The sequence below is a fragment of the Burkholderia sp. AU28863 genome, assembly GCF_002223195.1.
Taxonomy (GTDB): domain Bacteria; phylum Pseudomonadota; class Gammaproteobacteria; order Burkholderiales; family Burkholderiaceae; genus Burkholderia; species Burkholderia sola.
The window spans coordinates 2,024,926-2,046,577 of record NZ_NKFE01000005.1; the positions used below are offsets into that span (position 1 = coordinate 2,024,926).

The 21,652-nt window shown below is 67.5% G+C and carries 24 protein-coding genes and 1 pseudogene; 9 read left to right on the forward strand and 16 right to left on the reverse strand.

Going from position 1 to position 21,652, the window contains the following annotated elements; all coding sequences use genetic code 11:
- Window positions 1-56: 56 nt before the first annotated feature.
- From CFB81_RS25745 to CFB81_RS25770, 6 genes are all read right to left on the reverse strand, one after another.
- Window positions 57-1,160: a hypothetical protein gene (locus CFB81_RS25745; RefSeq protein ID WP_089436949.1), complete on the reverse strand. Its 1,104-nt coding sequence runs from the start codon at window positions 1,158-1,160 to the stop codon at window positions 57-59.
- Between the two features lie 232 nt (window positions 1,161-1,392).
- Window positions 1,393-1,896, reverse strand: a complete 504-nt coding sequence (locus CFB81_RS25750) for an activator protein (RefSeq protein ID WP_069617458.1) — start codon at window positions 1,894-1,896, stop codon at window positions 1,393-1,395.
- A 121-nt stretch (window positions 1,897-2,017) separates the two neighbouring features.
- Window positions 2,018-2,842 (reverse strand): OmpW family protein, encoded by an 825-nt coding sequence (locus CFB81_RS25755; protein ID WP_069617459.1) that lies wholly within the window; start codon window positions 2,840-2,842, stop codon window positions 2,018-2,020.
- A gap of 73 nt (window positions 2,843-2,915) precedes the next feature.
- Window positions 2,916-4,169, reverse strand: coding sequence for a DUF2957 domain-containing protein (locus tag CFB81_RS25760; protein ID WP_089436950.1), 1,254 nt, complete (start codon window positions 4,167-4,169; stop codon window positions 2,916-2,918).
- A gap of 71 nt (window positions 4,170-4,240) precedes the next feature.
- The gene (locus CFB81_RS25765) at window positions 4,241-5,845 is read right to left on the reverse strand and encodes a DUF2957 domain-containing protein (protein WP_089437144.1); all 1,605 of its coding nucleotides are present in this window, start codon (window positions 5,843-5,845) and stop codon (window positions 4,241-4,243) included.
- A gap of 630 nt (window positions 5,846-6,475) precedes the next feature.
- Window positions 6,476-6,772 carry a cupin domain-containing protein gene (locus CFB81_RS25770; protein ID WP_069617462.1) on the reverse strand — a complete coding sequence of 99 codons (297 nt, stop codon included), beginning with the start codon at window positions 6,770-6,772 and terminating at the stop codon, window positions 6,476-6,478.
- Between the two features lie 424 nt (window positions 6,773-7,196).
- Between CFB81_RS25770 and CFB81_RS25780 the strand changes: the two genes are divergently transcribed.
- From CFB81_RS25780 to CFB81_RS25790, 3 genes are all read left to right on the forward strand, one after another.
- On the forward strand, window positions 7,197-8,141 hold the full coding sequence (locus CFB81_RS25780) for an ABC transporter ATP-binding protein (RefSeq protein ID WP_089436951.1): 945 nt from the start codon (window positions 7,197-7,199) through the stop codon (window positions 8,139-8,141).
- 3 nt (window positions 8,142-8,144) lie between these two features.
- On the forward strand, window positions 8,145-8,906 hold the full coding sequence (locus CFB81_RS25785) for an ABC transporter permease (protein ID WP_069617463.1): 762 nt from the start codon (window positions 8,145-8,147) through the stop codon (window positions 8,904-8,906).
- Between the two features lie 161 nt (window positions 8,907-9,067).
- Window positions 9,068-10,489, forward strand: coding sequence for an MFS transporter (locus CFB81_RS25790; protein ID WP_089436952.1), 1,422 nt, complete (start codon window positions 9,068-9,070; stop codon window positions 10,487-10,489).
- 189 nt (window positions 10,490-10,678) lie between these two features.
- Here CFB81_RS25790 and CFB81_RS25795 read toward each other — a convergent pair whose 3' ends face one another.
- A complete protein-coding gene (locus CFB81_RS25795; RefSeq protein WP_050012270.1) occupies window positions 10,679-10,909 on the reverse strand; it encodes a hypothetical protein in 231 nt (76 codons plus the stop codon).
- 215 nt (window positions 10,910-11,124) lie between these two features.
- Between CFB81_RS25795 and CFB81_RS25800 the strand changes: the two genes are divergently transcribed.
- From CFB81_RS25800 to CFB81_RS25815, 4 genes and pseudogenes are all read left to right on the forward strand, one after another.
- The gene (locus CFB81_RS25800) at window positions 11,125-11,556 is read left to right on the forward strand and encodes a YciI family protein (protein WP_069617465.1); all 432 of its coding nucleotides are present in this window, start codon (window positions 11,125-11,127) and stop codon (window positions 11,554-11,556) included.
- A 112-nt stretch (window positions 11,557-11,668) separates the two neighbouring features.
- Complete coding sequence (locus tag CFB81_RS25805) at window positions 11,669-12,475, forward strand: DinB family protein (protein ID WP_069617466.1); 807 nt, start codon at window positions 11,669-11,671, stop codon at window positions 12,473-12,475.
- Window positions 12,472-12,608 (forward strand): annotated as a pseudogene (locus tag CFB81_RS25810) (alpha/beta hydrolase); the annotation flags it as partial. The gene CFB81_RS25805 and the pseudogene CFB81_RS25810, both read left to right, overlap by 4 nt.
- Window positions 12,609-12,802: 194 nt before the next feature.
- Window positions 12,803-13,678, forward strand: coding sequence for an alpha/beta hydrolase family protein (locus tag CFB81_RS25815; RefSeq protein ID WP_176730169.1), 876 nt, complete (start codon window positions 12,803-12,805; stop codon window positions 13,676-13,678).
- Between the two features lie 153 nt (window positions 13,679-13,831).
- Here CFB81_RS25815 and CFB81_RS25820 read toward each other — a convergent pair whose 3' ends face one another.
- The gene (locus CFB81_RS25820) at window positions 13,832-14,068 is read right to left on the reverse strand and encodes a hypothetical protein (protein ID WP_069617468.1); all 237 of its coding nucleotides are present in this window, start codon (window positions 14,066-14,068) and stop codon (window positions 13,832-13,834) included.
- Between the two features lie 207 nt (window positions 14,069-14,275).
- Window positions 14,276-15,175: a hypothetical protein gene (locus tag CFB81_RS25825; protein ID WP_069617469.1), complete on the reverse strand. Its 900-nt coding sequence runs from the start codon at window positions 15,173-15,175 to the stop codon at window positions 14,276-14,278.
- 78 nt (window positions 15,176-15,253) lie between these two features.
- Here CFB81_RS25825 and CFB81_RS25830 point away from each other — a divergent pair, with 78 nt between their 5' ends.
- Complete coding sequence (locus tag CFB81_RS25830) at window positions 15,254-15,592, forward strand: helix-turn-helix transcriptional regulator (protein ID WP_069617470.1); 339 nt, start codon at window positions 15,254-15,256, stop codon at window positions 15,590-15,592.
- A gap of 18 nt (window positions 15,593-15,610) precedes the next feature.
- Here the strand turns inward: CFB81_RS25830 and CFB81_RS25835 are convergent, their stop codons facing one another.
- Genes CFB81_RS25835 through pqqA form a run of 6 tightly spaced genes read right to left on the reverse strand, consistent with a single transcriptional unit; the run spans window position 15,611 to window position 19,046 of the window.
- Entirely contained in the window at window positions 15,611-15,859 is a 249-nt protein-coding gene (locus tag CFB81_RS25835) for a TonB family protein (protein WP_179236062.1), read from the reverse strand.
- Window positions 15,847-16,986, reverse strand: coding sequence for a pyrroloquinoline quinone biosynthesis protein PqqE (pqqE, locus tag CFB81_RS25840; RefSeq protein ID WP_089436954.1), 1,140 nt, complete (start codon window positions 16,984-16,986; stop codon window positions 15,847-15,849). The genes CFB81_RS25835 and pqqE overlap by 13 nt, the downstream gene beginning before the upstream one ends.
- Window position 16,987: 1 nt before the next feature.
- Window positions 16,988-17,269 carry a pyrroloquinoline quinone biosynthesis peptide chaperone PqqD gene (gene pqqD / locus CFB81_RS25845; protein WP_006480620.1) on the reverse strand — a complete coding sequence of 94 codons (282 nt, stop codon included), beginning with the start codon at window positions 17,267-17,269 and terminating at the stop codon, window positions 16,988-16,990.
- Window positions 17,266-17,985, reverse strand: coding sequence for a pyrroloquinoline-quinone synthase PqqC (gene pqqC / locus CFB81_RS25850; RefSeq protein ID WP_050012262.1), 720 nt, complete (start codon window positions 17,983-17,985; stop codon window positions 17,266-17,268). Before pqqC ends, pqqD begins: the two co-directional genes overlap by 4 nt.
- Window positions 17,986-17,987: 2 nt before the next feature.
- Window positions 17,988-18,911: a pyrroloquinoline quinone biosynthesis protein PqqB gene (gene pqqB, locus CFB81_RS25855; protein WP_089436955.1), complete on the reverse strand. Its 924-nt coding sequence runs from the start codon at window positions 18,909-18,911 to the stop codon at window positions 17,988-17,990.
- Window positions 18,912-18,971: 60 nt separating this feature from the next.
- Window positions 18,972-19,046 (reverse strand): pyrroloquinoline quinone precursor peptide PqqA, encoded by a 75-nt coding sequence (gene pqqA, locus CFB81_RS25860; RefSeq protein ID WP_006485436.1) that lies wholly within the window; start codon window positions 19,044-19,046, stop codon window positions 18,972-18,974.
- A 24-nt stretch (window positions 19,047-19,070) separates the two neighbouring features.
- On the opposite strand from pqqA, the gene CFB81_RS25865 reads away from it, so the two are divergent.
- Entirely contained in the window at window positions 19,071-19,289 is a 219-nt protein-coding gene (locus CFB81_RS25865) for a hypothetical protein (RefSeq protein WP_089437145.1), read from the forward strand.
- 69 nt (window positions 19,290-19,358) lie between these two features.
- Here CFB81_RS25865 and CFB81_RS25870 read toward each other — a convergent pair whose 3' ends face one another.
- Complete coding sequence (locus CFB81_RS25870) at window positions 19,359-21,395, reverse strand: sigma-54-dependent Fis family transcriptional regulator (protein ID WP_069617474.1); 2,037 nt, start codon at window positions 21,393-21,395, stop codon at window positions 19,359-19,361.
- Window positions 21,396-21,652: the final 257 nt, after the last annotated feature.

A 21,652-nucleotide genomic window follows, 5' to 3' on the forward strand; every position in this document is an offset into this window, starting at 1 on the left:
CACGGGGCGCCGCGATACCCCCTGCGGCTCGCGGCATTCTCGCCGCGAGCCGCGTTTCATTGGGGCGGCTCGTTTGCGCTGCGTGGCCGGGCGGCCGACACGCCCCCCGCCCACCTCCGCTTGCCGCGCACGATCGGGTTCCAGCGCGACGTCAGGCTCATCGCGTCGCGCAGGCGCTCGAACGCGGCATCCTCCGTCGGCCCGAAGCGGCTGACCGCCGGCCACGCGAGCACGTGGTCGAGCCACGTCTGCCATGTGTCGCCATGAAACCCGCGGCCGATTCCCCGCACCGTATCCGGTGCGGCGATCGCGATGCCCGCCAACAGGTAGTAGGCCCAGAAGCTGCCCCCACCGACGAGCCGGTCGAGCCGGCACACCGCGAGCGCGGCAAGCAACCCGTCCGTCGATGCGAGATCGGCGCGATGCGTGCGGATCGCGCGCGCGACGAGATTGTGCTGACCGCCATACGCCTGAACGGAAACGCCGTGGCCGACGGCCAATTCAGCGGAGAACATCGCGAGCGCGGTCATCTCGTCGATACGCGTGGCGGCGTCGCGCGGGCCACAGGCGCGCAGCACGATCGCGTCGATCACGGCGCCGGGACGGGCCGGCGTTTCCGTGCTCGTTGCCGCGACCGCGGTCAGCCTTTCTCTCAGGTTCTTCGCGGGCGGCGTCTCACGCGGCCCGTCAGGTTCGTTCGCGGTGCATGCGCCCGCGTCATCGCCGCTGCGTTCGACGCCGCCGGCAATCCGTTCGAGCGCGGCCCAGCCAACATCGGGATCGTCGAATGCGCACGCATCGATCACGCCGTGCGCGGTGTCGAATACGGCGCGCGAGCCCGGGCAGCAACGTTCGGCTTCCGCGAGCTGCTGCGCGGAAGGCACGTGCGAGCATGCGCCGAGCGGGTCGGCCGGATCGCACGCGCAGCCGCCGCCGTCCGTTGCGATCCACGGGACCAGCCGGTGAAGCACTGCCGATACTTCGCGGGACAGGCTCGCGCCAGCCCCCAAACGTGTCGCGTGCGACGCGACGACAGCCGGGTCGCCGGCGCCAGCCGCTGCATCGAGATGCTCGATCAGGTACTGCAGCCACGCGGCCGTGCGCAGCCGGTCGGGCGTCGCGCCGCGGGCGTCGCCATACTTTGCTGGATCGGTAAGCATGGGTCGTCCGGGATGGTTCGGGCTAATTGATCTGGTTATGTTTCAATCGAATCGGGCGGCGCAGGATGAACGGCGCCGCCCTGCCATGCCGCCCGTACCGGATCGCGACACGGGGGGCCAACCGGCCGCCGCGCCGATACGCGCGACGGCTCGAACTCGTCGAAGCCGCGAAAACCCGCCGCGCTTGCCGCACGGCCGTCGCGCGGCGGGTTCCGCTCCGATCGCGCGGCGCTTACTGCACGTGGAACTTCGGCGACGTCAGAACCGTGCCGCCCACCGTGCAGTCCGGCGTCAGCGTCGCGTTGTTGAACGTCAGCGACGAGTTCGCATCGCTCCACGCCGTCACGACCTTGCTCGGCCCGCACGCGCCGAGCAGCGTGACGTTCACCTTCACGTTGTTGATCGACAGCTGCGTCGTGCTGTCGGCCTGCCCCGTCCAAGGCGACGTGCTGCTCGCGCTGCCGCTGATCAGCGAGCACGTCGCGCCGCCCGTGAACGTCGTCGACGTGATGTTGACGATGCCGGTCGACGTGATGGTGCCGTTGAAGGTCGCGGTACAGCCCGCCGTGATCGACCCCTTGCTCAGGTTCGTGAGGCCCGATGCGGAGAACGGCTCGCCGTTCGGGTTCATCGGCTGACCGTCCGCGCGCGAAACGGTGACCGCGAAAGCAGGCGCGGCCGAAACCGCGGTGAAAGCCACTGCAGCAACAAGCGATACGATTTTGCGAATGCTCATTTGAACTGCCCCCTCTCTTCACAAATGGCGGCACGCCGCCAGGAACGCGACCTTCCGGCCGGAACGATCCCGCCAGCCGGTCGCAGGAAGCCGCCGGCACGCGTCATGCGCGCCGGTCGGCTCAGAACTTGTAGGAAATCCCGACGAACGTGATCAACGGGTCGGCCTTCAGCCGCGTGCGCGTGGTCGCGAGCGTCGAGCCGTCGGCCGCCTTGATTACCAGCGACGAGTAGGTCTTCAGCGGCATGTACGTCAGCGTCGCCGTAAGCCCCCAGTGCTTGTCGATCGCGTAGCTCGCGCCGACGTTGTAGACCGGCGTGAACGACGACGACGCCTTGCCCTCGACCGACGTCGCCCCCGGCTTGCCGGCGCCGGCGGCGAGCACGCTGCCGAGGTTCTCGTTGATGTCCTTCGCGAAGTTGCCGTTCAGTTCGATGTTGCTGAACCAGCTGTAGGCCACGCCGATCCCGACGAACGGGCGGAACTTCGCCGTCGGCGAATTGAAGTAGTACTGCAGAATGACCGTCGGGCTCCACTGCCGCGCGTTCTTCACTGCCGGCTGGTTCGCCGACTTGTCCATGTCGACGTTGCCGAGCGCGCCGGCCGGGCCGGGCGGCTTGATCACGCCGTGCCCGGTCAGCGTGAATTCCGGCGGCACGCCGAGCACCGACGTCACCGCGATGTGATCGGTGAAGAAGTGCGTGAGCGTGAGGCCGACCGTATCGGCGTTGTTGACCGTCAGGCTCGTGCCCGGCGACGTGAACGAACCGGGCAGGCGCAGCGGCCCGTTGATCGGCATGCTTGCGAGATTCGTCGTCAGCCCGTTGGTCGAATCCTGCGGCATGATGTGCAGCCAGCCCAGCGTCGCGACGTTGTCGCCCGCCTGCTGGGCCGATGCGAGCGTCGACACGCCTGCGACGACACCCGCGACAATCAGCTTCTTCATGAAGTCTCCCCCTCATTCTGTCGGGGCGCCGCGCATTCGCGCGCGGCGCCGCCGTGTCTCCATCCACACGCGGTCACTGCACGAACGCACCGACCGTGAAGTACGGGTTGCTCGTATCGGCCATGTCGAGGAACCCGAACACGCCGCCGGTGAACACGAACTTGCCGGTCGCCGGCCCCGACGCCGCGTCCGCATGCACGGTCGTCACGACACCCGGCACCTTTTGCGTGTAGTCGAGGTTCAGCGCGCGCGTGAGCGCGGCCTGCGACGCGTTGAACGGATCGAGCAGCGTGGCCTGCGCGCCGACGAGCGCGGTTGCGCGGTAGTTGAACGCGCTGTCGACGCCCGTGTACTCGCCGTTCTGCGAGCCCTGCGCGATCGCCATCTGCGGGCTCAGGAACGAGATGCCCGATTCGTCGTCCGCGCTCGGCGGCCCTTGCGTGAGGTCCGCGTTCGCGGCGCCGGTACGGATGAAGATCGGCACGAGCTGGTTGCGCAGCTTGCCGACGATCAGGATTCCCTTGCCGGCCTTCGCCGGATCGAGCGCGGCGAGCGTCGGTGGAATCTGCGGCTGGTAGTTGAGCGACTGAAATGCCGGCGCGTCGGGACGCAGCGTGAACGGCTGGTTCACGGTCGCGCTCGACGCGAGCGGCTGCCCGCCGTTCTTCTTGCCGAAGTTGTCGGTTTCCGTATAGCTGCCGTCCGCATTGATCGTCACCTTCTGGTCGAGCGCCACCGGCTGGAAGTTCTGCGACGGCACCTGGTGATAGCCGAGCTGGTTGTACGTGCCGGCGATCTTCGTCAGGTCGGTTTCGAGCGACGAGAAGCTGATGAACGGGTAGTACGGGAACGTCGTCTTCGGGATCTTGCCGACACCGATCACGCCGTCGAACTGGATCGTCGCACCGGGGATCGCGCCGCCGAGCACGCCTTCGCCGAGGAACAGCCGCGCGGGCCGGCTCGGGTCGAGGCTCGCGTTCTGCATCCGGAACGTGCACTGGTTCAGCTTCACCGTCGGCAGCCCCGTCTCGTCGGCCAGCGTGCCGTCGACCACGTTCGCGGGCGCGGTGTCGCGGGTCGGCTGCACGGTACCCGCGGTGGTCGGCACCGGCGACGCGAGGTAGGTCATCCGGTACGTCATCTTCGTCGTGTCGAGCTGCACCTTCACGAGCTCGCCCGATCCGGAACCGCCAATGAATACCGTGTTGTAGTCGATCGTCTGCGGGCACAGCCGGACCACCGGCGCGGGCGGCGGGTCGCCGTCGCCGCCGCATGCGGCCAGCACGGGTGCGAGCGATGCCGCGGCCATCCAATGCTTCAAATTCATAGGAATCCTCTTGAAATTCGGTTCACCGGCGGCAGCGTATGCGCCGCCGGCGTTACGTGTTCAATGCCGGGTTACTGGACGAACGCGCCGACCGTGAAGAACGGATTGACCTGGCTGTTGTTGACGACCATCGCGTAGACGTTGCCGGCCGTCACGATCCACCCCGTATCGCCCTTCTTGAAGATCGCCACGTTGCCGGCCGCGCCCTTCGCGTTGAAGTCGCTGTTGGCCGTGACCTTGACCTTGCCGGGCGATACCTGCGTGTAGTCGAGCCCGAACTGCGCGGTCGGCGACGACGTTTGCGGATCGATGAACGCCGCGGTATTGCCCTGGAACAGCGTCGACGTATAGTTCGCCGCGATGGTCGACACGGCGGTGCCATCGCTGCAGTTGCCGGCAGACGGCGTGAAGTAATTGAAAGCCGTGTTGAACGTGCCGGGCAGGTCCGGATGCGGAACGAACGGATTGAAGCTCGGCCCCTGGCCTGCCGCGCTGCTCGACGGCCCGTTGTTGGTCACCACGCCGCACGCGGATGCACTCGTCGCACCGATGAACCCGCCCTTCAGCACGTTGGGCGCGACGGCTTTGGCGGGCGCGAGCATCGAGATGCCGACCTCCGCATCGGCCACCGAGCCCAGCGGATTGCCCGGCGCCGCATATGCATACCCGACGCGGATCACGACCGGCACCAGCGCGCCGTTCAGCTTGCCGACGATCATCACGCCGTGCGCCTGGCTTGGCACGAGGATCACAAGCGGCTGTCCCTGGCCTGCCGACGGATAGGCCTGCCCGGATGGCGCATTGCTGACGAATACGTTGTCGGGCGTACCGTCCGCATTCTTGCGCAACGTCCACGGCGAACCGGTCGTCTGACACGAATAGTCGCTGCCTGGCGTGATCGTGCAAGAGCCGTCCGCATTGAGCGTCTGGTTCCAGTTCACGACGTCCGGCTGCCAGCCTTGCGGCGTGGTGGTCTGATAGGTGGTGCCGGTCGGCGACAGATGAATGCCGACTTCGTTGTACACGCCGGCCACCTTCGTGAAGTCCGTTTCGGTGTCGGTAAAGCCGATGAACGGATAGAAGTCGAACGTGCGCGACGGCACCGAGCCGAGGAAGAAGCCGGGCGCGAGTTCGATGCCCTGGAACGCGATCGTCGCGCCCGGAATTCCGCCGCCGACCACGCCGTTGCCCACGAACAGCATCGGCGGATCGGCGCGATTGATCGTCACCGAATACGCACCGTCGCTCGTCGCGCCGCTGTCGAGCACGAACGCACAACGATTCTGCTCGGCCGTCGGGAGATTGGTCGGATGATGGAACGCGCCGCTGATCGTCAGGCCCGCGCGCGTGTCGTTGATCTGCCCTGCCGAGGTCGGCACCGACGAGTCGATGAACTGCATCTGGTAAGTCAGCTTCGTCGTGTCGAACTTGACCTTCACGTATTCGCCGCTGCCGGCGCCGCCCGTATACGTGGTCGTGTAATCGAGCGCGTCCGGGCACAGCTTCGTCACGACCGGCGGCGTCGTTTCGGCGCCGCTCGGCCCGCATGCGCTGCCCGAGCACTGCGGCACGGTGATCGGCCCCGGATCGTCGCCGCCGCCGCAACCGGCGACGAACGGCAGCATCAGCACCGCGCACGACAGGATCGCCTTCCGCCATTCAGGAATGCAAATCATCAACCCCTCCTTTTCAGGTACGACAAGTCTCGTCCGGCCGGGCTGCATGGCCTGCCGGTTGGTATCGCGCCGCCGCACGAATGCGCGGCGCATGACGCTGCGCGCGGGACCGCCGCGATGCCCATCGGGCACATGCGGCACACGCGGCGGCGGCGGACAAACGCGCTCCCGCAGCACCGTCATGCGGCACGGCGCCGTCGGAACGATCGAAACGGAAAGTGGCTTGCCGCTACGGCTCGCCGCTACACGGCGAGGTGACGGCGCAGGCATGCGACCTGCGTCGCGCCTGCATTCAGCGAAAAATCGGGAAGCGGCAGTCCCGCCGGCCCGGCGGATAGGCGTCTCATGATGTTGGTCTCCATACGTACGCTTGATTCGTTTTCGTGATGCGTCGTGTGTCGAGACTATGATCGGACCATTCCCGCAAGTAAATGGATGCAGAGTTCCAAACGACGGGCACCGCGCGATCCTAGCGTTTATACGGTATTTAACAGATTTTCAAACGGCCTTCATTTTATTTGCTCAGACAAATAAACGCCGCGTGAAACAGGCGTTTGAACGGTCCCGCGAATCCGCGTCGAGCCAAGCCGGCCGGCCTTCAGCGGCCAGCATGCATGCTGCGGCGCAACCTCACACGTCGATGATCGCGAGCGTGCCGTGGCTGCCGGGCAGCACCGCGTGGCGCGTGCCGGCGCGCGCGAGATACATCTGCCCGGCGCCGACCACGACCGTTTCCGCTTCGACCTCGAGCATCAGCGTGCCGTCGAGCACCAGCAACCCCTCGTTGTAATCGTGCACTTCCGCTTCGTAAGGCTGGGCATCCATGCGCAGCACCTTGATCCGGGCCGGACCGACTTCGCCGACGATCGTGGATTGCCATGCGCAGGCCTGCGCCTGCGCCACGGATTTCAAATCGATCAAAGACATGCGCGCCGCTCCGTATCGCCAGGAAAGGAACGCATTATCGCGAGCGCCACGCGTGGCGTCCCGGTACGGCGCGAGGGCCGGCGGGCGGCACAGTCGGCCAGCCTGCCGGGCGGCCACGCGAGCGCGGGCCGAGTGACGGAAAACAACCGGAATTGTTCGCGTCACTCAAATAAAGCACCGAATCATTGAGCAATATCGCCGCAATTCACGCAAATTCGGCACCGGTACGCGCCAGCCTTTCCATCAGAATGCATTTCGATCTGCCGATTGCTAATATGGCGGTCCCGCGATCCCGCACCACCCTACCGTTCGACATGACGCCCGTTCGCCATGCCGTCCCCGGTCCCGGCCGCTGCGCAGCGGCGGCGGCGCCGGGCACGCGCGGCGCCGGCCGTCGCGCCGGCCGGCCGTGCCATCCGTGAGCATGCAACCGATCCTTTCCGTCTCCGACCTTTCCAAGACTTACGCGTCCGGCTTCCAGGCGCTGAAGCACGTGACCCTCGACATCCGCCCCGGCGAGATCTTCGCGCTGCTCGGGCCGAACGGCGCCGGCAAGACGACGCTGATCGGCTCGATCTGCGGCATCGTCACGCCGACCGAAGGCCGCGTGACGGTCGACGGCCACGACATCCGCGACCAATACCGCGCGGCCCGCGAAATGATCGGCCTCGTACCGCAGGAGCTGACCACCGACGCATTCGAAACCGTCTGGGCCACCGTATCGTTCAGCCGCGGCCTGTTCGGCAAGGCGCCCGACCCCGCGTACATCGAGAAGACGCTGAAGGCGCTGTCGCTGTGGGACAAGCGCGACAACAAGCTGATGACGCTGTCGGGCGGCATGAAGCGCCGCGTGATGATCGCGAAGGCGCTGTCGCACGAGCCGCGCATCCTGTTCCTCGACGAACCGACGGCCGGCGTCGACGTCGAGCTGCGCCGCGACATGTGGAAGCTCGTCGATTCGCTGCGCGAAAGCGGCGTGACGATCCTGCTGACCACGCACTACATCGAGGAAGCGGAAGAAATGGCCGACCGGATCGGCATCATCCTCGGCGGCGAGCTCGTGCTCGTCGAGGAAAAACGCGAACTGATGCGCAAGCTCGGCAAGAAACAGCTCACCGTGCAGCTCGAGCAGCCGCTCGCCGACGTGCCGCCCGCGCTCGCGCCGTTCGGGCTCGAACGCGCGGAAGACGGCGCCGCGCTCGTCTATACGTACGACTCGCAGCGCGACGACGCGAGCATCGCGAAGCTGATCAACGCGCTCGGCTCGGCCGGCATCGGCTTTCGCGACCTGCACACGACGCAGAGCTCGCTCGAGGACATTTTCGTCAGCCTGATCGACAACCGCCGCAACGGCGTGCAAGGAGCCTGACACATGAACTGGCATGGAATCCGCGCGATCTACCGCGCAGAAATGGCCCGCACGCGCCGCACGCTGATGCAGAGCATCATCGCGCCGGTGATCTCGACGTCGCTGTATTTCGTCGTGTTCGGCTCCGCGATCGGCTCGCGCATCAGCGACGTGAACGGCATCGGCTACGGGTCGTTCATCGTGCCGGGCCTCGTGATGCTGTCGCTGCTGTCGCAGAGCATCTCGAACGCGTCGTTCGGCATCTATTTCCCGCGCTTCACCGGCACGATCTACGAGATCCTGTCGGCGCCCGTATCGTACTGGGAGATCGTGATCGCGTACGTCGGCGCGGCCGCGTCGAAGTCGATCCTGCTCGGCGTGATCATCCTCGCCACGGCCGGCCTGTTCGTGCCGCTGCACATCCTGCATCCGTTTTGGATGGTGCTGTTCCTGGTGCTGACGGCCGTCACGTTCAGCCTGTTCGGCTTCGTGATCGGCATCTGGGCCGACAGCTTCGAGAAGCTGCAGCTCGTGCCGCTATTGATCATCACGCCGCTCACGTTCCTCGGCGGCAGCTTCTACTCGGTCGACATGCTGCCGCCCGCATGGCGCGTCGTCACGCTGTTCAACCCGATCGTCTACCTGATCAGCGGCTTCCGCTGGTCGTTCTACGGGATCGCCGACGTGCACGTGTGGATCAGCCTCGCCGCGACCGCGCTGTTCCTCGTGATCCTGCTCGCGATCGTCGCGTGGATGTTCCGCACCGGATACAAGCTGAGGAATTGACGCCGGCGGGCATCACGCGCGCCGCCTGACGATGACGCATTTGGGCAAGCAGGCGGCGCTTTTCCTCTGATGCGGCAGTTTGTGGTCGCGTCTACTGAATACGAAGCATCGGGGCCGTCGAGCATGCGCTGCGCGGCCCCTTTTTCATTTCAGAGGACGCCATGCCCGCCGCCACCGCTCCCGCCTCCGCCGCCGCCCGGCTCGAACGCCTGCCGTTCTCCGGCTATCACAAGCGGATCTTCTTCATCATCGCGATCGCGTTCTTCTTCGACTCGGTCGATCTCGGCACGATGACGTTCGTGCTCGGCTCGATCCGCAAGGAGTTCGGGCTGTCGACGGCCGCCGCCGGCCTCGTCGCGAGCGCGAGCTTCTTCGGGATGGTGCTCGGCGCGGCCGTGGCCGGCCTGCTCGCCGACCGCTTCGGCCGCCGGCCCGTGTTCCAGTGGAGCATGGTGCTGTGGGGCGCCGCGTCGTACCTGTGCTCGACCGCGCAGAGCGTCGACGCGCTGATCGTCTACCGCGTGCTGCTCGGCATCGGGATGGGGATGGAGTTTCCGGTCGCGCAGACGCTGCTGTCCGAATTCGTGCCGACCGAGAAACGCGGCCGCCTGATCGCGCTGATGGACGGCTTCTGGCCGCTCGGCTTCATCACGGCCGGCATCGTCGCGTATTTCGTGCTGCCGCAGTTCGGCTGGCGCACCGTGTTCGCGCTGCTCGCGATTCCGGCCGTGTTCGTGCTGGTCGTGCGCCGCATCGTGCCGGAATCGCCGCGCTGGCTCGAACATGCGGGCCGGCACGCGCAAGCCGACGCGGTGATGCACACGATCGAGGCGAAGGTGATGCGCTCGGCCGGCGTCACGACGCTGCCGCCGCCGTCGCGGCTTGCCGAACCGGCCGCCGCGCGCGGCCGCGGCGCGCTGCGCGAGATCTGGAGCGGCGCGTACCGCCGCCGCACGGTGATGGTGTGGCTGCTGTGGTTCTTCGCGCTGCTCGGCTTCTACGGCCTCACGTCGTGGCTCGGCGCGCTGCTGCAGCAGGCCGGCTTCGAAGTCACGAAATCGGTGTTTTACACGGTGCTGATCTCGCTCGGCGGCGTGCCGGGCTTCCTGTGCGCCGCGTGGCTCGTCGAGCGTTGGGGACGCAAGCCGACCTGCATCGCGTCGCTGATCGGCGGCGGCGCGATGGCGTACGCGTACGGCCAGAGCGCGCTGTACGGCGGCAGCACGACGCTGCTGATCGTCACGGGCCTCGCGATGCAGTTCTTCCTGTTCGGGATGTGGGCGGCGCTGTACACGTACACGCCCGAGCTGTACGGCACCGGCGCACGCGCGACGGGTTCGGGCTTCGCGTCTGCAATCGGTCGGATCGGCTCGCTGATCGGGCCTTACGTGGTCGGCGTGGTCTTGCCGGTATTCGGTCAGGGTGGCGTGTTCACGCTCGGCGCGCTGTCGTTCGTCGCGGCGGCCATCGCCGTGTGGACGCTCGGGATCGAGACGAAGGGGCTCGCGCTGGAGCAACTGGCGGCAGGCGACGAAGCGGGCCGCAACGGCCGGTATCCGGCGGCGGCGGACGAGGCGTCCTGATCGCCGGGCGGGGTTTTCAAGCCGTTTCGGGCGGGATCCAGGCGCTCGATCTCGCCCTCATCCTGCCGATGCACAGCCCGGCGATCGCGCATGACATTCCCTGCGTGCTCGCCGGCGGATCGCCCGGTGCGAAGCCGCCGCCGAGTAAGCCGCGGCGGCGCTCATCCGGCACGGGTACAGCGGCGCCCGTCAGGCGTCGGCGACGACGAACTCTTCAGCCGCCTTGCGCTGGACCGCGGCCATCACGGCCAGTTCGCGCTTGCTGCGCGTGTCGCCGGACACGACGCCCGTCGCGTGCTTCGCCTTCGCGCCCAGCGGGAAAAAAACGAACGACGCGCCGGCCGGGGCCGCCGGCTCCGCGCGCAGGCGTTTGTTCAGGATTTTCAGGTACTTCTTCTTCGAGACTTCCTTAGCAGCCATGGCGCCCTCCGCGTGCACGTGATGCGGATCAGCATACCAGTTTTGCCGATGCGCTCCGTGACAGCGGCCGCGCGACGCACCGACCCGATCGCGCGTGAAAATTTCTCGCCCGCGATGTCGATTCGCGTCGCCGTCGCGCGTCGTGTTGTCGTAACCGATCGTTTTGCCGTCGCACCGTCGGCAAACGCCCAGTTCCCTTTCAAGGAGAGACGACAATGCGCGTCATGGTCATCGTCAAGGCCACCGCCGATTCCGAATCCGGCCGGCTGCCCGACACCGACATGCTGGCCGCGATGGGCCAGTTCAACGAGGAACTCGTGAAAGCGGGCGTCCTGCTCGCCGCCGACGGGTTGCACCCGAGCAGCCGCGGCAAGCGCGTGCACTTTTCCGGCAAGAACCGCACGGTCGTCGACGGCCCGTTCGCCGAAACGAAGGAGCTCGTCGCCGGCTACTGGCTGTGGCAGGTCAAATCGATGGAGGAAGCCGTCGAGTGGGTGAGGCGCTGCCCGAACCCGATGCCCGGCGACTCCGACATCGAGATCCGCCCGCTGTACGAACTCGACGAATTCGGCGACGCGTTTACGCCCGAGCTTCAGGCGCAGGAAGCGCGCATCCTCGCGGAAATCGACGCGCGGCAGACGCGCTGAGCGGGGCAACCGGGCGGCGCGGGCGGGGCCCGCGGGGTGCCCGGACGGGCCGGTTGACGAGGCCCCGCTTAGTAACGTATCGTTTTGATACGTTACAAGACAGGGTTTCGACATGCATTCCCGTTTCGACCGTTTCCGCTTGACCCCGCTCGGCGCCCAACTCGAAGCGCTGATCGAACAGCCCGAACGCTATCTCGAGTTCGCGGCGCTGTCGCGCGTCGGTGTCGCCGCGATCGGCGCGATCCAGGACGAGATCGCGCGCAAATTCCCCGAAATCGAAGCCGACACGACGGCCCGCCAGTTCTGCGGCGCGATGGTCGCGGAAGTCATGCGCCGCCACGGCCATGAAGTCGCGCAGCCGCGCGGGCGGCTCGGCGGTGCGCTGTTCAGCTATGGCGCGGTGTTCAGCGCATCCCCGCACCGGCTGCCGTTCGCCGACGTCGTCGCCGCGCTGGCGCGCATGCCCGCGCGGCTCGCCGCTTACGCCGCGCACGTACCGGCCGCGCTGGCCACGCGCCGCCCGGCCGGCACCGGCTTCTCGCTCGTCGAACATGCGTGCCACCTGCGCGATCTCGATGCGGTGTTCGCCGCGCGTATCGACGCCGTGCGCACGGCCGAGCTTCCCGTGATCGAATCCGTCGACGGCACCGCGCTCGCCGCGCAACGCGACTATCTCGCCCAGCCGCTCGATCTCGCCGTCGCGGCATTCGGCAGCGGGCGCGCCGCGCTGTGCGCCACCGCGGCCGCGCTGGAGCCGGCCCAACTCGCGCGCTGCGGGCTGCGCGACGGCATCCGCCGCATGTCGCTCGACGAACTCGTGCGCGAACTGCTCGATCACGACCGCACGCACGTGCTCGAACTCGACGAACTGCTCGCCGAACTCGAATTGCCGCCCCTGCCTTCAGCGGCGGCCGCATGATCCCGCCCGCGCCCGTCGTCTTCATTCACGGTTTCATCGGCACGTTCGACGTGCGCGGATGGAACGGCCCGCATCTGCGCCCGATCTGCTCGACTACGGCGCACATCGCGCCACGCCGCCCGACACGATCACCGGTTGCGCGCACCTGATCGCGGCCGAGCGGCCCGATGCGTTGCGCGCCGCCGTCGCGCGCATCGGATGCAAGCCGTCCGGCTGACAACCCGTAGGGTTTATCGAAATATGGTTGAAAGGCGCGATTGCTAAAGTCGTCGAAACAGGGTTTTCCCGGCCCCCCGCCCCGGACTGGATCGACACATGCAAGGATCGATGAACCTGGCACGTACTTTCTGGCTGCTACTGCTGCTCGCCGTCACGAGCCCTGCGTTCGCCTTTCATGCGCGGGTCGTCGCGATTCCGAGCGCCGCGATGAGCGAAACGCTGAAGGCCACCATCGTGCTGCCCGACGATTACGCGCGCGACAACCGCGGCGAGCGCTACCCCGTCGTCTATCTGCTGCACGGCTCGGGCGGCGACCATACCGACTGGACGTCGAACACGCACATCGCCGCGCTGGCCGACCGCTATCGCGTGATCCTCGTGATGCCCGACGGCGGACATGAAAGCTGGTACATCGACAGCCCCTTCGATTCGGGCAGCCGCTACGAGACCTTCGTCGGCGATGAAGTCGTGTCCTATGTCGACCTGCATTTCCGCACGATCGCCACCCAGCATGCGCGCGCGATCACCGGCCTCAGCATGGGTGGCTTCGGCGCACTGCGCATCGCGCTCGACCGGCCCGACACGTTCGGCGCGGTCGGCAGCATCAGCGGCGCGGTCGATCCGCGCTGCTGCACGGGCGAGCCGGGGATCGCCCACGTGTTCGGCGATCCCGATCGCCATCCGTCGTTCTGGAACCGCAACGTGATCGTCGAAAGCGCGCGGGCGTTCGTGCGCGCCCATCTCGACCTGACGATCGATTGCGGCCGCGACGATGCATTCGTCGACTCGAACCGCACGCTGCACGAACGGCTCGTCGCGCTCGGCGTGCCGCACGACTATGCGGAGCGGCCGGGCGGCCATACCTGGGATTACTGGGCGAATGCGATCCGCTACCAGATGCGGTTCTTCGCGACGTCGTTCCAGCATCGCGGCTACGCGTACCGTGCCGCGCCGCCGGCAGCGGGCACGACGCGCGCGGGCTGATGCGCGGCTGACGCTCAACGCGCCGATCCGGTTGAGGGCCGCACGGCCTCGCGTCGACAATCGAAACGGAATGATGAACCGGCCGGGCAGCGCGCCTGGCCGAAAGACGAATGCGCGTCGCCCGACGTGCGAAAAAGAGAAACGACGAAGCCGTCAGTTGCCGTGCGCGGCGTCCGCGCCGACGACGCGATCGAAGAATTCCTGTGCACGCGCCAGCTCGTCGAGCGCGCGATCGAGACGCGACATCGCGCGTGCGTATTCGGCCGACGAGCCGTCGTCGTCGCTTTCGCCGCGCACCGCGCGAAACGCCTGATCGACGTTGCGCGTGGCTTCGACGAAGCGTTGTGCGGCCCGTGCTTCCGGCGAACAGATGTGGGTCTGGGTCGACATCGACACTCCTCCGTCAGGATTGCAGTGTGAAGCACGCCGACGCTCAGTGTGCGTGGTACGCATGTCGGCGGCGTGAATCCCGCCCCGTCGCACGTCGACGCATTGGCCGCCGCACCGCGCGCTTCGTGCCGATTGTCGCTCCGCGCTCGACGATCCGCTACGGCGAGATTGCAACAAATTCTTGCGCGAACGACATCGCACCCGGCGTCACGCGCGCCCGATGCGCGGATGCGCCAGCCCGGCAAACGCGGCCGCCTCGCCCGGCGACAGGTCGAACAGATCGCCGGTGAGATCGCGCGGATGCTCGGCCGCCGGCCGGTTGCGCAGGCGCGCGACATGCGTGGGCGCCACGTACGCAGCCGCCGTTTCGATCGGCGGCACGTCGAACAGGTCGCGCGTGACGCCGCGCACGGCGTCCGTCGGCGAACGGCCGCGCAAGCGCGCGACCAGCTCGACGAAGCGATCGAAATCGCCCGCGCGCGTGGCCTTGTTCACTTCCGCGAGATCGCGCGCCTTCAGCACGCACGGCTGCGCGAGCCGCACGAAATACGGCGCCTCGAGCTCGACCGACAGCGCGAGCGGATAGCTCTTGCCCGTCTGCTCCTTCGCACGCCCGATGCAGTCGACCACGGCCGCGCCCTGCGCGGCGCCCAGCGGCCTGCCCGTGCTCACACTGCGAAGATGGTCGGGAAACACGCGCAACTGCGTGCCGACCGTCAGCGCGGTGGACGACGCGCACACGAGCGCGTAGTGCTGCTCGCGACGCCGGCCCGACGGCAACGTCGAGCGGCTGGCGATGAACGTGTGCGGCGGCAACGGCCGCACCTGACCGCTTGCGTCGACCCACGCATTCCACAACAGCGCGTCCTTGCGCTCGCCCGCGCGCGGACGCGACGCGACCGGCGAAAACAACGCGAGCAGCGAACCCGTGCGATGCGCGGCGACTTGCGCGCTGCTGCCGAGTGGCTGGTTGATGCCCCACAGAAAACGCCCGCCCCCGAGCCTGCGCTCCCATTCCTTGCGGAGCACGACGGTCGGCAGTTCCTCGCCGGACTCGGCGCCGATCTTGGTCCAGCAGAACGTGGGAGGGAGGTGTTTCAGTGTCATCAACTTTCTCGGGATACAGCCTCGCTGCTGACAGCAAGCCCATTCAACAGCCGTAACTGTATAGGTATAATGCATCGCATGGAAGCCCCGGACCAAGATTTTCCCGTTCAAGACCTGTTGCGCCGCTTGATGGCAGACACACGCTCGTCCAGCGAAATTGCGCGACTTTCCGGGGTCAGCCAGCCAACCGTATCGCGCCTTCGGCTGTCGAACGGGCACCGGCTGCGCCGCAGCGCGCCATTCAACAAGCTATGCAGTTTCTATGGTGTCGATACCGAGCCGTCGCGCCGCCGGTACAACGATCTGCTGCGCGACGCGATCGTCGACGCGTGGGACGGGTCGGACGAGCACGGGCGCGCGCTGCTGGTCGTGATTCAGGGGCTGAAGGGTTTGCAGGCGAAGGCGGACGACGGGTGATGTCGCCAACGTGCCCGGTCATTCATCGAGATTGAACGTGATCGGCACGCGCGCCCGCATCGGCGACGGCGCGCCGTTTTCTGCATGCGCCGCGCAGCGGCCCGCCAGCGCCGCATCGCGGGCCGCGACATCGCGGCGCGGATAGTCGCTGCCGGTCACGACATGCGCGGCGACCATCCGGCCTGCCGCATCGGTTTCCAGTTCGACGAGCGCGGTGCCGGGCTCGCCCCTGGCGTCGTCCTGGCGGCGCCCCGTCAGCCGTCGCACGCCGCGCCGCATTGCGCGAGCGAATTCTCCTTGCTGCGGAAAACCAGCGGCTGTTCGTCGCTCGGCGCGCGACGTCGCGCGAACTGCACGGCCTGTTCGACCTGCCCGTGATGGGCGGATTTCGCGCACACCGGATCGGCCTCCTTCGGATCGCCGGCCAGCAGGTAGGCCTGACACCGGCAACCGCCGTGATCCGCATGCCGCTCGTCGCACGTGCGACACGGCTCGCGCATCCAGTCGTCGCCGCGAAACGCGTTGAACGCATCGCTGTCGTACCAGATTTCCCGCAGCGACCAGTCGCGCACGTTCGGCAGCGCGAGCCCCGGCAGCGACCGCGCGGCATGGCACGGCAGCGCGGTGCCGTCCGGCGCGACGCCGAGGAACACCGAGCCCCAGCCGTTCATGCACGCCTTCGGGCGGCGCTCGAAATAGTCGGGCACGACAAACAGGATCTTGCAGCGCTCGCCGACCAGCTTGCGATAGCGGTTGACTGTTTCCTCTGCCTCGCGCACCTGCTCGACCGTCGGCATCAGTTGGTCGCGATTGAGCATCGCCCAACCGTAGTACTGCGTATTCGCGAGTTCCAGGTAATCGGCGCCGAGATCGAGCGCCATCTCGATGATCTGCCCCACGTGCGGCAGGTTGTAGCGATGCAGCACGCAGTTGAGCACCATCGGGTAGCCGTGCGCCTTGATCAGCCGCGCGACGTCGCGCTTCAGTTCGAACGTGCGCGTGCTGGTCAGGAAATCGTTCAGCTCGCGCGTCGAATCCTGCAGCGACAACTGGATGTGGTCGAGCCCGGCGGCCTTGAGCCGCTCGATGCGCGCGACGTTCAGCCCGATGCCCGACGTGATCAGGTTCGTGTAGAAGCCGAGCCCGCGCGCATGCGCGACCAGCGTCTCGAGGTCGCCGCGCTGCAGCGGCTCGCCGCCCGAGAAGCCGATTTGCGCGGCGCCGAGCGCGCGTGCCTCGCTGATGACCGTGCGCCACGCGTCGGTGTCGAGCTCCGCGCCGTGCGTCGCGAAGTCGACCGGGTTGTAGCAGAACGCGCAGTGCAGCGGGCAGCGGTACGTGAGTTCCGCGAGCAGCCACAGCGGCGCGGACGGACGGGGCGTGTCGGGTGTCATGTCAGTCCAGCCAGCCGCGCAGTCGCGCATGATCGAGGAAACGGTAGACGTCGGTCGCGAGATCCGATTGCATGAACAGGCGCTCGAGCTCGCCGATGATGTCGTCCAGTTCGCGCGTGCCGTCGCAGCGCGCGAGTATCTCGCCCGCGCTCGGGTTCAGCTTGACCATGCCCTCCGGATAGAGGAGCACGTACGCATCCTGGGCCGCCTCCCATTGCAGGCGGTACATGCCCCTGAGGCAGGGGCGCAGCGGCACGCCGCTGGCGGCTTCGATCGCGTTCATAACGGGTAGGCCTTTTCGACGGCATCGAGCATCGACCACAGGATGTCGAGCTTGAATTGCAGAATGCCGAGCGCGCGCTGCTGCGCGTCCGGTGTCGTGAAATGCTGCAGCGTGACCGCGAGCCCGTGTTCGACGTCGCGCTGCGCGAGCGGCACGCGGCTGCGGAAGTAATGCAGCCCGGCCGGCTCGATCCACGGGTAATGCGACGGCCAGCCCGCGAGCCTGTCGAGATGGATCTGCGGTGCGAACATCTCGGTCAGCGACGAGCACACCGCTTCCTGCCACGGCGCGCGCCGCGCGAAGTTCACGTACGCATCCACCGCGAAACGCACGCCGGGCAGCACGTGTTCGAGCGACCACAGCTCGTCGCGCGTGAGACCGCACGCCTCGCCGAGCCGCACCCATGCCTCGATGCCGCCTTCGTTGTCGCCCTGCCCGTCGTGGTCGATCAGCCGCTGGATCCAGCGGCGCCGCGTCTCGCGGTCGGGGCAGTTCGACAGGATCGCCGCATCCTTGAGCGGGATGCAGATCTGGTAGTAGAAGCGGTTCGCGACCCAGCCGCGGATCTGCGTGGGCGAACAGGCGCCGCTGTTGAGCCGCCGGTTGAACGGATGATGGATGTGATAGCGCGATTCGAGCGCACGCAGGCGCGCCTCGAATTCGGTCGCGGTCCAGGGCGTCGCGTGCAACGCCGTAGCGGGGATCGGTGCGTTCATCGTCAGACCTGGAATTGCATGCCGTCGTGTGCGACGTCGATGCCGTGCGCGCGCAGGTGTGCGTGCTCGACGGAATGCGGATCGAGAATCGGGTTCGTGTTGTTGATGTGCGTGAGCACCTTGCGCGTTCGCGCGGGCAGCGTGTCGAGCCAGTCGATCATGCCGGGCCGCCCGGGTTCCGCGCACTGCGCGAGATGCCCCATGTCGGCCGCGTGCTTGCCCGACAGGCCGAGATCGATCATCTCGGTTCCGGTCCAGAACGTGCCGTCCACCAGCACCAGATCGGCGCCGTCCATGGCCGCACGTACCTCGTCGGTGACCGACGCGAGCCCCGGCGCATAGAATGCACGCCGCCCGCTCGCGACGTCTTCGATCGACAGCGCGATGTTGTCGCCGGGCGCGGCCGACGCGCGCCGCGGCGAATAAGGCGGCGGCTTGCTGTCAACGGCGAGCGCGGTGAAACGGATCCCGCTCGCCGCCGGCACCGCGAACGGCTCGCCGGGCACGATCGTGTGGGCGGCCACGCCGCAGTAATGGCCGAGCAACGGCACGAGCGGCAAGCCGGTCGACAGGTCGTCGAGCACCGGCCCGCTCGCGTAAAGCGGCAGCGGCGTCGAGCGCTCGCGGAGCATCAGCAGGCCCGTCACGTGATCGATTTGCGCGTCGCACAGCACGACGGCGGCGATGCCGCTGTCGCGAATCGCGCGCGCCGGTTGCAGGTCCGGATCCGCGCGCAACTGGGAAAGGATGTCGGGCGACGCGTTGACGAGAACCCAGTCGACGCCGTCGTCGCTGACCGCGATCGACGACTGCGTGCGCGGCAGTACATGGCCGCTTCCGCTGCGCGCACGGCGGCAGTTCGCGCAATTGCAGTTCCATTGCGGCAGCCCGCCGCCGGCTCCCGAGCCGAGTATCTTGATCTTCATGGCGTCAGCTCCCGAGGCCGCCCGTGCCGATCACGGCGAAACGGGCGGCACGCACGGCGATCAGCGGTTGGCGATGTACATCGTGATTTCGAAGCCGAAGCGCAGGTCGGTGTAAGACGGTGTCGTCCACTGCATGGTGTGTCTCCTGTCGAGTTGATGATGGATGCGTTGCTGGGTGAGTCGAACAACCGCGGCAATCGAGCGGTCGATTCATCTTCAGCAAGGAGCGTGCCGAAGCCGCATTTCGGCGGCCCGGCCGCGGTAGACGGCCATCATCCGGGCATCGGGGCGCCATCCTTACGAATCGCCGACACAATTCGCGCGAATGCGTTCGGCCACCCCGGCGGAACGATGTCCGCGGGTGGTCACAGGTGTTGAATCGTTGAACACGGGTGTTGCAACTTGACACACCGGCTGTGACAGGTCGCGCACAGCGCGACGAGCGCGTCAGCTTTCGTCGGACGGCTGGCGCCCCGCGTCGGCGGCCGGCATCTTCCGGTAGATCGTGTTGCGCGAGACGCCGAGCGCGCGCGCGGCGGCCGACACGTTGCCGCCGTGACGGGCCAGCGCGGCGGCGATCGCGGACGCGGCGACGTCCTGCAGGCGCGCATCGACGGAAGGCAACGCGTCCGCGGCGCCCGGCCCGGCCCCGGCGCTCGCCGCGGCGGGCGAATCGGGCATGGCCGGCACGGCGTGCCCGGTCTGCACGACACCGCCGCACCGCAGGTCGTCGAAGAAGTCGTCGGGCAAGTGCTCGCGCCGGATTTCGCCATCGTCGTCGACCATGGCCGCCGCCGTGCGCAGCAGGTTGCCGAGCTGGCGGAAGTTACCCGGCCACGTGCAGCGCACGAACAACTCCATGACGTCCGGCGCGACGGACAGCGACGGCCCGCCCGGCCCCGCAAACGCCTCGCGTTGCAGCATCTTCTGCACGACGACCGCGAGATCCGTGCGGTCGCGCAACGGCGGCAGGCGCACCACGAGGCCGTTCAGCCGGTAGTAGAGATCCTCGCGGAAACGGTTCTGCGCGATCATCTCGCGCAAGTCGCGGTGCGTCGCGCAGATGATCGCGATGTCCACGGCAATCGTCTTCGTCGATCCGAGCGGATTCACGAGACGCTCCTGCAGCACGCGCAGCAGCCGCACCTGCAGCGGATACGGCATGTCGCCGATCTCGTCGAGGAACAGCGTGCCGCCGTTCGCCTGCAGCAGCTTGCCGATCGCCCCCTTGCGACGCGCGCCGGTGAACGCGCCCTCTTCGTAGCCGAACAGCTCGGACTCGATCAGCGTCTCCGGAATCGACGCGCAGTTGACCGCGACGAACGGCGCGTCGCGCCGCGGCGAGTCGTTGTGGATCGCCTGCGCGAGCAGTTCCTTGCCGGTGCCGGTCTCGCCGGTGATCAGGATCGGGATGTCCTTGCCGATCACCTTGCGCACCTTCGCGATCACGCACGCGACCTGCGCATCGCCGGTGTCGAGATAGTTGAGCCGCGACAGGCCGGCCGCCGGCGCGGGCACCGCGTTCGCGCGCGCGGCCGGCGCGCCCGCGTCGTGGACGTCCGTCGGCCGGCTGCCTTCGGCGAGCGTCGCGCGGCGGAAGTGCACGCGTGCGCAGACCACCGCGCCGTTGCCGAGATTGAGCATCAGGTGCCGGTCGGTGCTCGCACGCATGCGGTCGATCAGCTGCGCACTGGTGATGTCGAACAGCGACGACAGCGTGTGCGCGCGCAGCGCCGAGAGCGGCATGCCGAGCTGGAACTGCGCGCTGCGATTGGCCGACAGGAAGCGTCCGTCGGCGGTGAACGCGACGATCCCCTCCATCAGCGTGCCGAGGAACTCGGGACGGCCATGAAACGACACCTGCAGCGTTTCCTGAAAGGTCGTCGTAAACAGATGATTCTCGATCATCTGCACCGACATCTTCGCGAGCGCCATCGTGTGCTGGTGATAGCTGCGGTGGTCGCCCGTCACGTCGAGCACGCCGATCGCGTCGCCGTACGGATCGAGGATCGGCACGCTCGAACAGGTGAGGAAGCGGTTCGCGGCCAGGAAGTGCTGGTCGCCGTGGACGACCATCGGGCACAGCTCGGCCAGCGCCGTGCCGATCGCATTGGTGCCCTGCCGGCTCTCCGCCCAGTTCGCGCCCGGGCGCAGCGCGACCTTCTCCGCGCGGCGCAGGAAATCGTCGTCGCCGATCGAATGCAGGATCAGCCCTTCCGCATCGGTCAGCACGATCATGCTCTGCGTGTTGACGATCTGCTCGTGCAGCGTCTCCATCACCGGCATCGCGTGCACGCACAGCACCCGGCTCTGCTCGCGCTTGAGCACCAGCGCCGCGTTCGACAGCACGTCGTAGTCGGGCCGTGCCGATACCTGCAGGCCGAACGTCTCCGAACGCTCGTGGGCCTTCTGGATCGACGGCGCGGGCCAGCCAGCGGGATGCGCGGCCCGTGACCCGGCCGCCTGCTCTACGTCATCGCGCATTGTCTCCTCCGGGGGATCCTTCCGGTCAACTGCCGGACTCTTTGCCGTCATTGCAAGCAAGCATCGGGCCACGCTGGCGCCACGCAATGAATTGAAAGGATGATGTAATGAATCATCCGGATGCGGCCGGGCGTGTCGCGTCGCGCGACGGCCAGGCCTTCGTGATACCGCGAATTCCCGGCGCATGACTACCCGTGCGAATCCGGATCCTCGCGGCTGGCGCGTTTCTGGCTTTATCGCAGAACCCATCCGGCCGC

Coding starts and splice junctions, on each gene's coding strand:
- CFB81_RS25805 (WP_069617466.1), top strand. CDS start 11,669: ATGCATTCCCGTTTCGACCGTTTCCGCTTGACCCCGCTCGGCGCCCAA.
- CFB81_RS25760 (WP_089436950.1), bottom strand. CDS start 4,169: ATGAATTTGAAGCATTGGATGGCCGCGGCATCGCTCGCACCCGTGCTG.
- pqqD (WP_006480620.1), bottom strand. CDS start 17,269: ATGAACGCGATCGAAGCCGCCAGCGGCGTGCCGCTGCGCCCCTGCCTC.
- CFB81_RS25815 (WP_176730169.1), top strand. CDS start 12,803: ATGAACCTGGCACGTACTTTCTGGCTGCTACTGCTGCTCGCCGTCACG.
- CFB81_RS25770 (WP_069617462.1), bottom strand. CDS start 6,772: ATGTCTTTGATCGATTTGAAATCCGTGGCGCAGGCGCAGGCCTGCGCA.
- CFB81_RS25825 (WP_069617469.1), bottom strand. CDS start 15,175: ATGACACTGAAACACCTCCCTCCCACGTTCTGCTGGACCAAGATCGGC.
- CFB81_RS25830 (WP_069617470.1), top strand. CDS start 15,254: ATGGAAGCCCCGGACCAAGATTTTCCCGTTCAAGACCTGTTGCGCCGC.
- CFB81_RS25820 (WP_069617468.1), bottom strand. CDS start 14,068: ATGTCGACCCAGACCCACATCTGTTCGCCGGAAGCACGGGCCGCACAA.
- CFB81_RS25765 (WP_089437144.1), bottom strand. CDS start 5,845: ATGATTTGCATTCCTGAATGGCGGAAGGCGATCCTGTCGTGCGCGGTG.
- CFB81_RS25800 (WP_069617465.1), top strand. CDS start 11,125: ATGCGCGTCATGGTCATCGTCAAGGCCACCGCCGATTCCGAATCCGGC.
- pqqB (WP_089436955.1), bottom strand. CDS start 18,911: ATGAAGATCAAGATACTCGGCTCGGGAGCCGGCGGCGGGCTGCCGCAA.
- CFB81_RS25795 (WP_050012270.1), bottom strand. CDS start 10,909: ATGGCTGCTAAGGAAGTCTCGAAGAAGAAGTACCTGAAAATCCTGAAC.
- CFB81_RS25780 (WP_089436951.1), top strand. CDS start 7,197: ATGCAACCGATCCTTTCCGTCTCCGACCTTTCCAAGACTTACGCGTCC.
- pqqE (WP_089436954.1), bottom strand. CDS start 16,986: ATGACACCCGACACGCCCCGTCCGTCCGCGCCGCTGTGGCTGCTCGCG.
- pqqC (WP_050012262.1), bottom strand. CDS start 17,985: ATGAACGCACCGATCCCCGCTACGGCGTTGCACGCGACGCCCTGGACC.
- CFB81_RS25785 (WP_069617463.1), top strand. CDS start 8,145: ATGAACTGGCATGGAATCCGCGCGATCTACCGCGCAGAAATGGCCCGC.
- CFB81_RS25870 (WP_069617474.1), bottom strand. CDS start 21,395: ATGCGCGATGACGTAGAGCAGGCGGCCGGGTCACGGGCCGCGCATCCC.
- CFB81_RS25745 (WP_089436949.1), bottom strand. CDS start 1,160: ATGCTTACCGATCCAGCAAAGTATGGCGACGCCCGCGGCGCGACGCCC.
- CFB81_RS25755 (WP_069617459.1), bottom strand. CDS start 2,842: ATGAAGAAGCTGATTGTCGCGGGTGTCGTCGCAGGCGTGTCGACGCTC.
- CFB81_RS25865 (WP_089437145.1), top strand. CDS start 19,071: ATGGATGCGTTGCTGGGTGAGTCGAACAACCGCGGCAATCGAGCGGTC.
- CFB81_RS25750 (WP_069617458.1), bottom strand. CDS start 1,896: ATGAGCATTCGCAAAATCGTATCGCTTGTTGCTGCAGTGGCTTTCACC.
- CFB81_RS25790 (WP_089436952.1), top strand. CDS start 9,068: ATGCCCGCCGCCACCGCTCCCGCCTCCGCCGCCGCCCGGCTCGAACGC.